This window comes from Corynebacterium segmentosum (assembly GCF_900637825.1).
GTDB classification, from domain to species: Bacteria; Actinomycetota; Actinomycetes; order Mycobacteriales; family Mycobacteriaceae; genus Corynebacterium; species Corynebacterium accolens.
The window spans coordinates 883,719-896,565 of record NZ_LR134408.1; the positions used below are offsets into that span (position 1 = coordinate 883,719).

At 62.9% G+C, this 12,847-nt stretch carries 10 protein-coding genes and 1 tRNA gene; 6 read left to right on the top strand and 5 right to left on the bottom strand.

Annotation, left to right across the window (positions count from 1 at the left end; genetic code table 11):
• Position 1 precedes the first annotated feature (1 nt).
• Positions 2 to 988 carry a selenide, water dikinase SelD gene (gene selD / locus EL217_RS04330; RefSeq protein WP_126320028.1) on the bottom strand — a complete coding sequence of 329 codons (987 nt, stop codon included), beginning with the start codon at positions 986 to 988 and terminating at the stop codon, positions 2 to 4.
• Between the two features lie 78 nt (positions 989 to 1,066).
• Here selD and EL217_RS04335 point away from each other — a divergent pair.
• The 3 genes from EL217_RS04335 to selB all read left to right on the top strand — a co-directional run bounded on the left by EL217_RS04335 (position 1,067) and on the right by selB (position 4,298).
• Positions 1,067 to 1,161: transfer RNA gene (locus EL217_RS04335), tRNA-Sec, on the top strand.
• A gap of 89 nt (positions 1,162 to 1,250) precedes the next feature.
• Positions 1,251 to 2,513, top strand: coding sequence for an L-seryl-tRNA(Sec) selenium transferase (selA, locus tag EL217_RS04340; RefSeq protein WP_126320029.1), 1,263 nt, complete (start codon positions 1,251 to 1,253; stop codon positions 2,511 to 2,513).
• Positions 2,514 to 4,298, top strand: coding sequence for a selenocysteine-specific translation elongation factor (gene selB / locus EL217_RS04345; protein WP_126318738.1), 1,785 nt, complete (start codon positions 2,514 to 2,516; stop codon positions 4,296 to 4,298). It begins immediately after the preceding gene.
• 15 nt (positions 4,299 to 4,313) lie between these two features.
• Here the strand turns inward: selB and EL217_RS04350 are convergent, their stop codons facing one another.
• Positions 4,314 to 5,453, bottom strand: coding sequence for a hypothetical protein (locus tag EL217_RS04350; RefSeq protein WP_126318740.1), 1,140 nt, complete (start codon positions 5,451 to 5,453; stop codon positions 4,314 to 4,316).
• A gap of 250 nt (positions 5,454 to 5,703) precedes the next feature.
• Here EL217_RS04350 and EL217_RS04355 point away from each other — a divergent pair, with 250 nt between their 5' ends.
• Complete coding sequence (locus tag EL217_RS04355; protein WP_420026259.1) at positions 5,704 to 7,620, top strand: BCCT family transporter; 1,917 nt, start codon at positions 5,704 to 5,706, stop codon at positions 7,618 to 7,620.
• 35 nt (positions 7,621 to 7,655) lie between these two features.
• Complete coding sequence (gene zupT, locus EL217_RS04360; protein WP_126318741.1) at positions 7,656 to 8,453, top strand: zinc transporter ZupT; 798 nt, start codon at positions 7,656 to 7,658, stop codon at positions 8,451 to 8,453.
• Between the two features lies 1 nt (position 8,454).
• Here the strand turns inward: zupT and EL217_RS04365 are convergent, their stop codons facing one another.
• From EL217_RS04365 to EL217_RS04375, 3 genes are read right to left on the bottom strand one after another with little or no spacing between them, the layout of a single operon-like run.
• Positions 8,455 to 9,396 (bottom strand): DUF808 domain-containing protein, encoded by a 942-nt coding sequence (locus EL217_RS04365; protein WP_023030934.1) that lies wholly within the window; start codon positions 9,394 to 9,396, stop codon positions 8,455 to 8,457.
• A gap of 3 nt (positions 9,397 to 9,399) precedes the next feature.
• On the bottom strand, positions 9,400 to 9,936 hold the full coding sequence (locus EL217_RS04370; protein ID WP_126318743.1) for a DUF402 domain-containing protein: 537 nt from the start codon (positions 9,934 to 9,936) through the stop codon (positions 9,400 to 9,402).
• Positions 9,936 to 10,664 (bottom strand): hypothetical protein, encoded by a 729-nt coding sequence (locus EL217_RS04375; RefSeq protein WP_172596712.1) that lies wholly within the window; start codon positions 10,662 to 10,664, stop codon positions 9,936 to 9,938. The genes EL217_RS04370 and EL217_RS04375 overlap by 1 nt, the downstream gene beginning before the upstream one ends.
• Positions 10,665 to 10,935: 271 nt before the next feature.
• Here EL217_RS04375 and typA point away from each other — a divergent pair, with 271 nt between their 5' ends.
• On the top strand, positions 10,936 to 12,846 hold the full coding sequence (typA, locus tag EL217_RS04380; RefSeq protein WP_005280085.1) for a translational GTPase TypA: 1,911 nt from the start codon (positions 10,936 to 10,938) through the stop codon (positions 12,844 to 12,846).
• Position 12,847: the final 1 nt, after the last annotated feature.

Consider the following 12,847-nt stretch of genomic DNA (forward strand, 5'->3'; position numbering starts at 1 on the left):
CTTAGGAAATGGTGATATAGGCATCGTCAGAAAGCGGCGTAGTGCGGCCGATGACCGGGTAGCCCGGGACCTCGCCGATGATGAGGAGGCCGCCGGAGGTTTGGGCATCGGCAAGCAGCACTAGCTCTTCCTCCGTAAGGGAGGAGGGCTGCAGGTGCGGGCGCACCCAATCCAGGTTGCGGCGCGAACCGCCCGGGATAAAGCCTTCCGCGAGGGCATCGGTGGCGCCGTCCACGGTGGGGACCGCGGAAAAGTCCAGCTCAGCCGATACGCCAGAGGCGCGGCACATCTTGTACAGGTGGCCCAGTAACCCGAAGCCGGTGACATCGGTGGCCGCGCGCGCACCTGCGGCGACCGCATCCTGGGCGGCCTGGCGGTTGAGCGCGGTCATGGAATCGATGGCGGCCTGGGACACCTCGCCGGTGGCCTTGTGTTTATTATTCAAAATGCCCACGCCGATGGGCTTGGTCAGCGTAATGGGCAGGCCGGCCTCCGCGGCATCGTTGCGCATGAGTTTTTCGGGATCAACGATGCCCGTCGCCGCCATGCCGTACAAAGGCTCCGGGGCGGTAATGGAGTGGCCGCCGGTAATAGAAATGCCCGCCTCGGTGGCCTTATCCATGCCGCCGCGCAGCACCTCGCGCAGGACGTCCAAGCCAAGCTTCTCATTGGGCCAGCCCACGAGGTTGATGGCGGTAATGGGGGTGCCACCCATTGCGTAGACATCAGATAGCGCATTGGCCGCGGCAATCTGGCCCCAGGTATAGGGATCATTGACCATGGGGGTGAAAAAGTCCGCGGTAGAAATCACGGCGACGCCGTTGTCGATCTTGACCGCTGCGGCATCATCGCCATCGTCGAGGCCGACCAAGACATTGGGATCGGCCTTGCCGATGAGCCCTTCTACCGCCGATTCCAATTGCCCGGCGGGAATCTTGCAGGCGCAGCCGCCACCTGCGGCGAAAGAGGTTAAATTAATCTGCTCCATCATGTTGGTCATTTTACCCGCCGGAAGTGGTGGGGCGGCGGCGGTGGGGTGCGCGCGGGATCTGTAAAGTAGCCAGGCGGAGGCGTACGTGTCCTGGTGGGCGCCCCGGTCTTCAAAACCGGTGAGGCCGAGCATCTCGGTCTGGCAGGTTCGATTCCTGTCCGTCTCCGCCAAAAGCGCGCAAGGAGGAAAACGAGTGCCGAGTCATAACGCTGGTCGCCCCGCGAATAATGCCCGTGATCCCCGCCGGAATTTACCCCGCATGGATGAGCTATTGCGGCTCCCCGCGGTAGAGCGCGCACGGGAGATATTCGCTGAACACGCCATCCGCGCCACGATTAGGGCCGTGCTCTCTGCCGCCCGCCGCGGGGACGTGCCCGTTGCCAGCGTGGAGGAAGAAATAGCGCTAAGGCTGGCTGACCACAGCACCCATTCCTTGCAGCCGGTCATCAATGCCACCGGCGTCATCATCCATACAAACTTGGGCCGCGCCCCGCTGCCTGCGGCCGCGATCGACGCGCTGCAGGACGCGGCCGGATATACCGACGTGGAAATGGACTTAGACACCGGGCGGCGCTCGTCCCGGCGCGGTGCCGGTGCCACCCAGGCCCTATTGGCGGCGTGCCCCGGCGCGGAGGATGCGCTGGTGGTCAATAACGGTGCGGCGGCCTTATTGCTGGCCACGGCCGCGCTGGCCCCGGGCAAGGAGGTCATCATCTCGCGCGGCGAGCTCATTGAAATTGGCGCGGGGTTTCGCCTGCCGGAACTTATTGAATCCACCGCGACGCGCCTGCGCGAGGTGGGCGCGACCAACCGGACGCACCTCCACGATTATGAAGCCGCGCTGGGGGAGGAGACCGGCGCGATTTTGAAGGTGCACCCGTCCAATTTTCGGATTGAGGGGTTTAGCTCCTCTGTGGGCGTGGGCGAGCTGGCGCGCCTGGCGAAGAAACAAGGCACGAACCTTATTGTGGATCTCGGCTCGGGCTTGCTCACCCACGATCCGGTCCTGCCAGACGAGCCCGATATTCACGCGCAGCTGAAAGCCGGGGCGGATATTGTCATCGCCTCGGGCGATAAGCTTTTGGGCGGGCCGCAGGCCGGCATCTTATTGGGCACTAAGGACGCGATTGCGGCGGTGAAAAAGCACCCGCTGGCGCGGGCGGTGCGCATAGATAAGCTGCGGCTCAATGCCTTAGAGGCAGCGATCACGACGCCTGCCAATGCGGTGAATCAGGCCCTCCACCTTGACCCGGCGCGCCACCGCGAGCGCACCGAGGCCATCGCCGCGGCGGTGGGTGGCGAGGTTGTTGAGCATGCTGGCCGCGTGGGCGGGGGAGGCGCCCCCGAGTACCCGCTGCCCGGCGTTGCGGTGTCCTTGCCGGAGGAACTTGCACCAAAGCTGCGCCAGCACACCCCGCCGGTGGTGGCGCGCCAGCACCAAGGCCGCTGCCTCATTGACGTGCGCTGCGTGCCCGAGTCCCAGGACGAGGTGCTCATCGCGGCCATCCGGGCGGTGATGTAGGTGTACGTCATCGCGACCGCCGGCCACGTCGATCACGGCAAGTCCAGCCTGGTGCGCGCCCTCACAGACATGGATCCGGATAGGTGGGCCGAGGAAAAACGCCGCGGGCTGACCATTGACTTAGGCTTTGTCTGGACGGCGCTGCCCTCCGGCGCGGACGTGGCGTTTGTGGATGTTCCCGGCCACGAAAAGTTCTTTGGCAATATGCTCGCCGGGGTGGGCCCGGCCTCCGTGGTGCTTTTCGTGGTTGCCGCGGACGAGGGCTGGCAGGCCCAATCCACCGACCATCGCGACGCGCTGCACGCGCTGGGCATCGAGCACGGCGTCATCGCCTTGACCCGCAGCGACCGCGCCGATGAAAAGCGCCGCGCGGAGGTCACCGCCCAGGTACGCACGCAGTTTTCTGCCACCCCGCTTGCCGATGCCCCCATTATCCCCGTCTCCTCCCACACCGGCGAGGGCCTGGCGGAACTGGGCGCGGCGCTCGATGACTTGGTGGCCCGCGTGCCCGCACCCGACACAGACGCCCCGGTGCGCCTGTGGATCGATCGCGCTTTTAGCGTCAAGGGCGCGGGAACCGTGGTGACCGGGACGCTGAGTGCTGGCACGCTGCGCACCGGCGATGCCCTGGTGCTTTCCACCGCGGCAGGGGACAAGCGGGTGGAGATCCGTGGCTTGCATAGCGAAAATACCGCGCAGGAATCCTTGGGCCCCGTAACACGTGCCGCGGTCAACCTGCGCGGGGTCGATGCCGCCGATATCCACCGCGGTGATCTGCTGCTTACCCCAGGTGCGTGGCGCGGCGTCGATACCGTGGACGTCCACCGCACCTTTGGCACCGCGCTTGATGAACTGCCCGATAACCTCGTGGTCCACTGCGGTACCGCCGGGGTAGAAGCGCACCTGCGGCCGCTGTCAGCGGACTTTGCCCGCCTGCGCCTATCGCGCGCTATGCCGCTGGTCATCCTGGATCGCCTAGTCGTCCGCAGCCCCGGCGGCCGACATGTTAGCGCCGGCGTGGAGGTCATCGACGTGCGCCCGCCGGAGCTAGACCGCCGCGGCGCCGCCCGCAAGCGTGCCGAGGCATTGGCGGAGCACACCTCTTTCCGCAATCCTTCCTCCTACCTGCAGCGTGTGGGCTATGCCCGGCGCGCGGACCTGGAACTCGATGGTTATGACACCGATGCCACGCCGCCGGGCATCATTAACTTCCAACAGTGGTGGATTGCCGCCCGCCAGGTAACGCGCTGGAAAGAAGCGCTGACTACCGCGCTGCAGGAGCACGCTGCAGCGAATCCGCTCGCACCGGGCATGCCGCGCAATGCGGCACTCGATGCCTTGGGCCTTAAGGAAGAAGGGCTGCTGCGCCTAGCGGTAGCCGCTGCGCACGCTGAAGAATCCGAAGGCTTAATCCGGCTGCCTGGCCACACCGTAGATCTCGGCGCCGCCGAGCCCGCCGTGGCCGAATTGGAACGCAGGTTAGAAACTGAACCCTTTGCCGCACCAGAGGCACACGAGCTTAAAGAGCTGGGGCTGAGCGAAAAAGAACTGGCCGCCGCCGAGCGCGCTGGGCGCCTGCTACGTCTGAAAGATGGCATCATCCTCCTGCCGGACGCCCCAGACAAGGCACGGGAGCACCTCTCACAACTCGAACAGCCCTTTACCTTGTCCGCCGCGCGCCAAGTGCTGGGGACCACCCGCCGGGTGGCTATCCCACTGCTGGAATACCTCGATGCCCAAGGCATTACCCGCCGTGGCGAGGGTGGCAAGCGCACACTGCGCTAAGCACAAGCGGGCGCCTTATTTGCGGTGATTGCCGCCGCGCGGGCGGGACTGCTCGCGCGCCACGCGCCGGGCGCGCACGCGGGCGGATTCGGAAGAAAAGCGGCCCGGTTCCTCTGCGACGGGAAGCGCGCGCCAGCTTAGGTTCTGTGAGCCCGGCATGGACGAGACCAAGTCGGCCAAGCCGCTGCTAGCGGGCGGTGCCGCAGCCTCGTTCTTCTCGTGGGCACGAGGCGTGGTCGGGGCAGCGTCGTTCTCTGGAGCAGTGCTGGGCGTCGCGGGCGACGCTTCGGCCGAGCCCAGATCCTTGTTGGCACTCGGGCTGACTGGGCGCCGGGAGCCGGTGGGAAGATCGCCTGCAATGTCGGCGGACTCCAGCGCGAACTCCCACCCCTCGGGCTGGGCTGGGGTGGTAGGGCGGGATGTGGTGGTGCTGGGAAGCGCGGTGCGGCCAGACGGCACCCGCAGGGGTGGTACCGCCGGGGAGAATAATTCGGTATCTGTGGCATTCGCTGCCGGGATATCCACCGCGATCATCCCGCCGCCGCTATAGGCACGGGCTGCCAACACAGTACCGGCTTCTTGTGCCGCCGCATACGCGGCGCGCAGACCCGGCAACTGGCTCAACACGCCGCACGGACCGACCACAGTATCGCCACACGAGGCCACGACGGCGTCATCGATGATCTTGAGCGTGACAAAGAATTGCTGCGTTTCAAGTTGAGATAGCTGCGACTCGGTCAGGTCGCCCGCCGCAGTATCAACGACCGCGCCGTGACCGCCGGCGAGCAGCGCCGATTCGGCCGGCTGGTCATTGACTGGCACCATCCACGGCCACAGCCCGAGGGAGACGGCGACCTCGAGTTCACCGTCAATGATGCCGATCGTGGCTACCGTCTGCGGGGTGGCCTGCGAGGCCTTCAACCGGTGTAGGTCCGGGTATTCGGCTGCCTCTACCTCATCGAGGAACCCGATGAAACCAAATTCCGAACGCACCCGCCAGCCGTTGGAGTAGGTATCGGGCTCTAGAGAGACATCGATAAGAGTAGGCTGACTACCCACGCCAGGAATGCTCAGCACCGTGCCGGAGATGACATGTTCCAGGATGGCGACGTGTTCGACGCCGAAGTAGCTGGTCGCAAGCGGGTAGGGCACCATAGGAAAAGTAACTCCAAAGCTCTAAAGCGGGGCGTAACGTACGGATCTCATTTTACGCATGTGGGGGTAAAACAGCGCTTAGTCGGTGGTTTTAGCCAATGTTCGTTAACGTATTAATGATTCCCTTAAGTTGAATAGTGCATAACGAAATAGGAGTAGGGCTTTGTCGTCTAATTCATCGCCCCAGCCCGATAACGGAACCACCAGTGGGCTGGAAAACGTTAATAATACGGAAGAAAGCCAAAAGCGCGTGCGCGGCGCCAAGCGCATCCTGCACGACATCATCTACCCGCACAATATTCACCCCGCCTTGGTCCCTGGCGTATCCATTGAGGACCAAAAGGTTAAATACAGTGTGGATAAGACCATCTTGAGCGTTGTCGGTGGGCTCGTCATCGCCTTCGTGGTGTGGGGAGTGCTCGCCCCCGAACAGGTTTTTAATACCTCCTCTACGGCCCTGGACTGGGTTATGCGCAACCTAGGCTGGATCTTTACGGCCCTGGCCACCTTCCTGATGTTCCTGCTGTTGATCCTGGCCTTTTCCAAGTACGGGAAAATCCCACTCGGCGTGGATGGCGAAAAGCCGGAGTTTTCCACGATCAGTTGGGCCGCCATGCTCTTTGGCGCGGGCATCGGCATCGGGCTTATTTTCTTCGGCCCCTACGAACCGCTTACGCATTATCTCTCGCCGCGCCCTGGTGCCTATGAGGCCGCCAGCGATGAAGCGGTGCTCGGCGCGCTGGCCCAATCGGCCATGCACTGGGGCCTTAATGCATGGGCTATCTATGCCATCGTCGGGCTGTGCGTGGCCTACGTGTCCTTCCGCCGCGGGCGCGTACCCCTGATGAGCTCTATCTTGATGCCGCTTTTTGGCAACCGCTCCACCGATTCCACACCGGCGCGCATTATCGATGGCCTGGCTATCATCGCCACCCTCTTTGGTACCGCGGCTACTTTGGGCATTGGCGCGCTGCAGATCGGCCGCGGCGTGGAAATCGTCAGTGGCTGGTCCACCGCTGGCAATACCGCGGCGTTGGTCATCATCATTGTGCTGTCCATCGGCACCATCTTTTCCGCCGTGTCTGGTGTGGCTAAGGGCGTGCGGTGGCTATCCAATATCAACCTGGCATTGGCGCTAGGCATCGCCATCTTCTTCTTCGTCATCGGACCGACTGCCTTGCTGGCCAATATGATGCCCGCAGTCATCATCGAGTACCTCGATAACACCCCTGAAATGTTGTCCGCCAACATGGGTGAAGGCGAAGATATGGTCTCCTTCCTATCCTCGTGGACCACGTTCTACTGGGCGTGGTGGGTATCCTGGTCGCCGTTCGTCGGCGTATTCGTGACCAAGATTTCCCGCGGTCGCACCATCCGCCAATTCGTCCTTGGCGTGCTGTTTATTCCTTCTGCCATCATCATCGCCGCATTCACCATCTTGGGCGGCACCACCATTTGGCTGCAGCGCCGCGATGGCGATATCGCCCCCGATGGCACCATCGATTCCATGCCGGCGGCCGAAGACATCTTCTTCAACGTCTTGGACCATTTCCCCGGATCCAATTGGATGGCCCCGCTGGTCATCGTCATGCTCGTGGTATTTTTCATCACCACTGCGGACTCAGCCTCGCTGGTCAATTCCCAGCTCACCCAGCGCGGCAACCCACAGCCGAAGCCCTTGGTCACCGTCTTTTGGGTGATCTGCATGGCGGGCATCGCCGTGGTTATTCTCATCTCCGGCGGCAAAAACGCGCTGCAAGGCCTGCAAAACCTCATCACCATTACGGCGCTTCCCTTTGCCGTCATCATCGTGTTGATGTGCATTGCCCTGATTAGGGAACTGCGCCACGATCCGGCCTCCATCCGCCACTATTACGAGCACCAGGCCGTGTCCAATGCGGTCATCCACGGCGTGCGCGAATACGGCGATAACTTTGCCCTGTCGATCGAGCCCACTGCGGGAGACTCCGATTACGCCACCGGCGGCGAATTTGATTCCACCGCCGCAGAGGTCACTGAGTGGTACGCGCGCACCGATGAGGAAGGCCACGCCATCGGATATGACTATGAAGCCGGCCGCTACGTGGATGATGATCCTTCGGTGGCCGACGGCGAGTTCGTCTCGGGCTCCACCGATGACGATGCACAGACCCCGCCCGCTCATTAAGGCTCGATAATTTTAGTTAGGTACAGTCACAGACCATGACCTTGTCCACGTTCGCCTTCGCCTTTGGATTGGTCCTGCTCTCGGGCCTGTCCACCTCCATCGGCGGGGCATTGGCGGTGGGAAAGCGCCAGCCAGGGTCCGCGTTTATGGCCGCGGCCCTGGGCCTTTCGGCGGGTGTGATGCTCTATGTTTCCTTCATGGAAATCCTGCCGGAAGGCATAGAGCAGCTTGGCGATGCCCTCGGGGGCGAAAAGCCTGGCACCTGGGCCGCGGTAGGGGCCTTCTTTGCCGGTATTGCGGTCATCGCGATTATTGACCGGATGGTGCCAGAAGAAATTAACCCGCACGAACCGGGCACGACGGAAGAAGACGCCCGCCGGGGCAGGTTGATGAAGACGGGCGTATTTACCGCAGTAGCGCTGGGCTTACACAATTTCCCGGAGGGCTTTGCCACCTTCTTATCCGGCCTGGAGTCCAAGGAGATTGCGGTGCCGGTGGCCGTGGCGATTGCCATTCACAATATCCCGGAAGGCATCGCCGTCGCAGTGCCGCTGCGGGAGGCGACCGGCTCGCGCAAGAAGGCCTTCTGGTGGGCCACGCTTTCCGGACTGGCTGAACCACTCGGCGCGCTCATCGGTTTTGGCCTGCTCATGCCGGTATTGGGGCCGGCCACCATGGGCATTAGCTTTGCCGCCGTGGCAGGAATCATGGTGTTTATTTCCCTCGATGAGCTGCTTCCCACCGCGGAAGAAACTGGTGAACACCACTACGCCATCTACGGCCTTATCGCCGGTATGGCCATTATGGCTGTATCGCTCATGCTGTTTATGTAACTTAGTGCTGCGCTGCCGAGGTGGCAGACGGCGAGCCGGTCGAGGCCTTGACCGCCATGACGATGCTGGCGATGACAAGTCCGAGGATGAGCCCGCACACCATGGACAGGCCGGTTTCGGCCAGCCAGCTCAGCGCGTCATTGTGGATATGTTCAGTGGCGGCCTCGATAAACCCGTGCGGCTGGTCTACCCCGAATTCGTGGAGGCCCGAGGTGACGATATGCCCGCCTACCCACAACATGGCGGCGGTGCCGATGATGCCGATGATGTCCAACACGATGGGCATGCCCTTGACCAAGGCATTGCCGAGAAGGGAGTTGCCATCGCGGCGCTGGGTTAAGGCTAGGCCGATGTCGTCCATCTTGACCAGCAGTCCCACGGCACCGTAGACGCCTAGGGTCAAGATTATGCCGACGGCGATGAGCGCGCCGAGGCGCAGCCAGAAGGGCTGATCGATGACCTCATTTAAGGAAATCACCATGATTTCAGCAGACAGGATGAGATCGGTGGTGATGGCGGATTTCACCAGGCTATCTTCGGCCTCGGGGCCCTTGTGCTGGACGGTATCGGTGGCATCGCTTGGGGAGGAGTGGAAGAAGGAGAGGATCTTTTCCGCGCCTTCGAAACACAAATAGGTACCGCCGCACATCAAGATGGGTGTCAGCGCCCACGGCGCGATCCAGGACAGGATCATCGCAATAGGCAAGATGATGACGAGCTTATTGATGAGCGAGCCCTTGGTGATGCGCCAGATCATTGGCAGCTCACGCTGCGGTTTGATGCCCTCGACGTATTGCGGGGTTACTGCGGCATCATCGACGACGACGCCGATGGCCTTCATGGAGGTCTTGCCGCCTAGGGCGGCCACATCGTCGACGCTGGAGGCGGCGGCGCGGGCGATTAAGGAGACATCGTCAAGCAGGGCGAAAAGGCCACCGGCCATGGCTTATCCTTCGGGGGCTAAAGTTACGTTGTCTGACCAAGACAAGTCTATGCCGTGGTGGGCAAGCCAGGTCATTGCATCGTCGCCGTGGCGGGTAATTCCCTCGACCGCGTTCAGGGTGGTGTCGATGGCGAGCTCGGCGTCCTCGGCGGAAATGAGGCCGGCAGACGTCGCCGCGGAGAGCTCGTCGATGTCGAGGACGGTGATGGGCTCGCCGGTGGTGGTCACCAGATCAACGTAGAGATCGCGGGTGGTCCATTCGTTGCCGTGGCGCTGGATTTCGGCGACGTCGATATAAAAGTCCTGTTCCACCTCAACGCCGGGGCGGAAGTGGAAGATATTCGCGCGCAGGTTGAGGCTTGGCAGGAGCCAGGATTCGAGGTAGCCAAAGCGCGGGTGATCGGCGCCGCGGGCCATGTACAGGCCGAACTCGGTTTCGGTGTAGGTATCGACTTGGCGGAGGTAACCCTTGGGATCGGTATTGGTAAAATCCGCGGTATTAAAGGTCTCGCGCTTGACTGGGTGGAGATCAACGGCCATTACTTCACCTCCAGGAAGGCGGCGGTGGGGGCGAAATCGCAGCGCGCCTCGGTGGTATTAACGGAGCCGGAAAGCAGCGCGATGACCAGGCCCTTGCCCGTGTGCGCGGTGCCGGAGAGCGTCGTGGGCCCATCCTGGTTGATGCCGTTATTGTGCAGCGGGGTAATGCCGCTTTGCAGGGTATTGATATTGAACCACTGCACATGCATGCCGCCTTGATCCGGTGCTGCCGGTGGGGTGCCCAGGGCGGTAAAGAGGAAGGCGGTCTCGCCCTCGCCGGCGCCCGGGGCGGGAATCTCTGTGGGTCCGGGGACCGCGATGGCAGAGCCGGTGGCGGCGTTGGTGCCGCCGATGCAGTGCGCGGAGACGGTGGGCCAGTAGAACTGCCGGAAGTGCGGGTTATCGCCCTGTGGTAAGGCGACGCCGCCATCGCCGTCGCCGTTGCCGGCAAAGAAGGCCAGGCCTGACAGGATTGCATTGCGGGCCTCTTCGGGGATCCACGGCTGTGCGGCAAAGGCGCGCACGCGGTCCTGGGTCTCCGGGGCGGGGCGGCCGAGCTCATCTAAGGGGCTGGCGGGCAAGTGCTGCTGGGCCAGTGAGGAGAGGTCCGGGGCGAAGGCCTGCGCGGGCGCAACCAGGGGAGAGGCAAGGCCAATTAGTGCGGCGGTGGCAGCGGCGATATAGCCGGTGCGCCCGCTTAGGCGCCAAGAGGTTCGGGCGTGGCTCACGGTATCAGGTCCTTGTTATCTCGCGGAGGGAAAGCAATACAGCCCCATTAATCACATCAGTAACAATAATAACTCTAGTAACGATAGTGATCCGCTGGGAAGTGTCAAGTACTAGGTCGTTTCCGGCGCGCGAGACGTTACGGGGTGGCATAGGTCGCGTCTTGGCTCCCCGATGCTGCACTATGCCCTGTTAGGGGGTATCGTAGGACGTCGTTCAAGAACATTTCTCGCGCACCAGCGCTTGTAGATCCTCCGAAGGAGAACCCAACTAGTGAGTAATACCGAGTTCCGTAATGTTGCCATTGTCGCGCACGTTGACCATGGCAAGACCACGTTGGTCAACGGCATGCTGGAGCAGTCCGGTGCCTTTGGCGAACACGGTGAGCACACGGACCGCGTCATGGACTCCAACGATCAGGAGCGCGAGCGCGGCATTACCATTTTGGCCAAGAACACGGCCATCCGCCGCCAGGGTCTGGGCAAGGACGGCGCAGACCTCATCATCAACGTCATCGACACCCCGGGCCACGCCGACTTCGGCGGCGAGGTCGAGCGCGGCATTTCCATGGTGGACGGCGTCGTGCTGCTTGTCGATGCCTCTGAGGGTCCCCTCCCACAGACCCGCTTCGTCCTGACCAAGGCGCTCGAGGCCAAGCTGCCGGTTATCGTCTGCGTGAACAAGACCGACCGCCCCGATGCCCGCATCGACGAGGTTGTTACCGAGTCTCAGGACCTGCTGCTGGAAATCGCCGCCGGCCTCGAGGATGAGGAGGCCGCAGCCGCCGCCGAAGAGCTGCTCGATCTCCCGGTCCTGTATGCCTCTGGCCGTGCCGGCGTTGCCTCCACCGAGAACCCGGGCGATGGCAACGTCCCCGATAGCGAGGACCTGCAGGCGCTTTTCGATGTCATCTACAACGTCCTGCCCGAGCCTTCCGCTACCGTCGATGCCCCGCTGCAGGCGCACGTGACCAACCTGGACGCCTCCGACTTCCTCGGCCGTATCGCGCTGCTGCGTATCTACGCCGGCCGCATCAAGAAGGGCCAGCAGGTGGCTTGGATCCACTACGACGATGAGGGCAACCAGCACACCAAGACCGTCAAGGTCGCCGAGCTGCTGCGCACCGTCGGCTTCGAGCGCCAGCCGGCCGAAGAGGCCATCGCCGGCGATATCGTCGCCATCTCTGGTATCTCCGATGTCATGATTGGTGACACCATCGCCGATCCAGAAAACCCCGAGGCCCTGCCGCGCATCACCGTTGATGAGCCGGCCATCTCCATGACCATCGGCGTCAACACCTCGCCGATGGCAGGCCGCGGCGGCGGCACCAAGCTGACCGCCCGCATGGTCAAGGCCCGCTTGGAGCAGGAGCTTATCGGTAACGTCTCCCTGCGCGTGCTGCCCACCGAGCGCCCCGATACCTGGGAGGTTCAGGGCCGCGGCGAGATGGCTCTGTCCGTGCTCATCGAGTCCATGCGTCGCGAGGGCTTCGAGCTGACCATCGGTAAGCCGCAGGTTGTGACCCAGCAGATCGATGGCAAGACCTACGAGCCTTATGAGATCCTCACCATCGACTCCCCGTCGGAGCACCAGGGTGCCATCACCCAGCTGCTGGCCTCCCGCAAGGGCCAGATGCAGTCCATGGACGTGCGCGAGGGTGACTGGGTGCGCATGATCTTCCGCGTTCCCGCCCGCGGCCTTATCGGTTTCCGCACCCAGTTCATGACCGAGACCCGCGGTGCCGGCATCGCCAACTCCATTTCCGATGGCCTCGATGTCTGGGCCGGCGAGATCAAGTCCCGCGCCACCGGCTCCTTGGTGGCTGACCGCACCGGCCAGATCACCCAGTACGCACTGATGCAGCTGGCTGACCGCGGCAACTTCTTCGTCGAGCCAGGCGCCGAGGCCTACGAAGGCATGGTCGTGGGTGCCAATAACCGCGATGAGGATATTGACATCAATATCACCAAGGAAAAGAAGCTGACCAATATGCGCTCTGCCACCGCAGACGCCACGGTCACCCTGGCCAAGGCCCACACGCTTTCCCTGGAAGAAGCGCTGGAATTCTGTGGCAACGACGAGTGCGTCGAGGTCGCCCCAGACGTGCTGCGCGTGCGCAAGCTGGAGCTTTCCGCCACCGACCGCAAGCGCGCCGCTTCCCGCGCTAAGCAGATGAAGAAGTAAC

Coding starts and splice junctions, on each gene's coding strand:
- selD (WP_126320028.1), bottom strand. CDS start 988: ATGGAGCAGATTAATTTAACCTCTTTCGCCGCAGGTGGCGGCTGCGCC.
- selA (WP_126320029.1), top strand. CDS start 1,251: ATGGATGAGCTATTGCGGCTCCCCGCGGTAGAGCGCGCACGGGAGATA.
- EL217_RS04350 (WP_126318740.1), bottom strand. CDS start 5,453: ATGGTGCCCTACCCGCTTGCGACCAGCTACTTCGGCGTCGAACACGTC.
- zupT (WP_126318741.1), top strand. CDS start 7,656: ATGACCTTGTCCACGTTCGCCTTCGCCTTTGGATTGGTCCTGCTCTCG.
- EL217_RS04365 (WP_023030934.1), bottom strand. CDS start 9,396: ATGGCCGGTGGCCTTTTCGCCCTGCTTGACGATGTCTCCTTAATCGCC.
- EL217_RS04370 (WP_126318743.1), bottom strand. CDS start 9,936: ATGGCCGTTGATCTCCACCCAGTCAAGCGCGAGACCTTTAATACCGCG.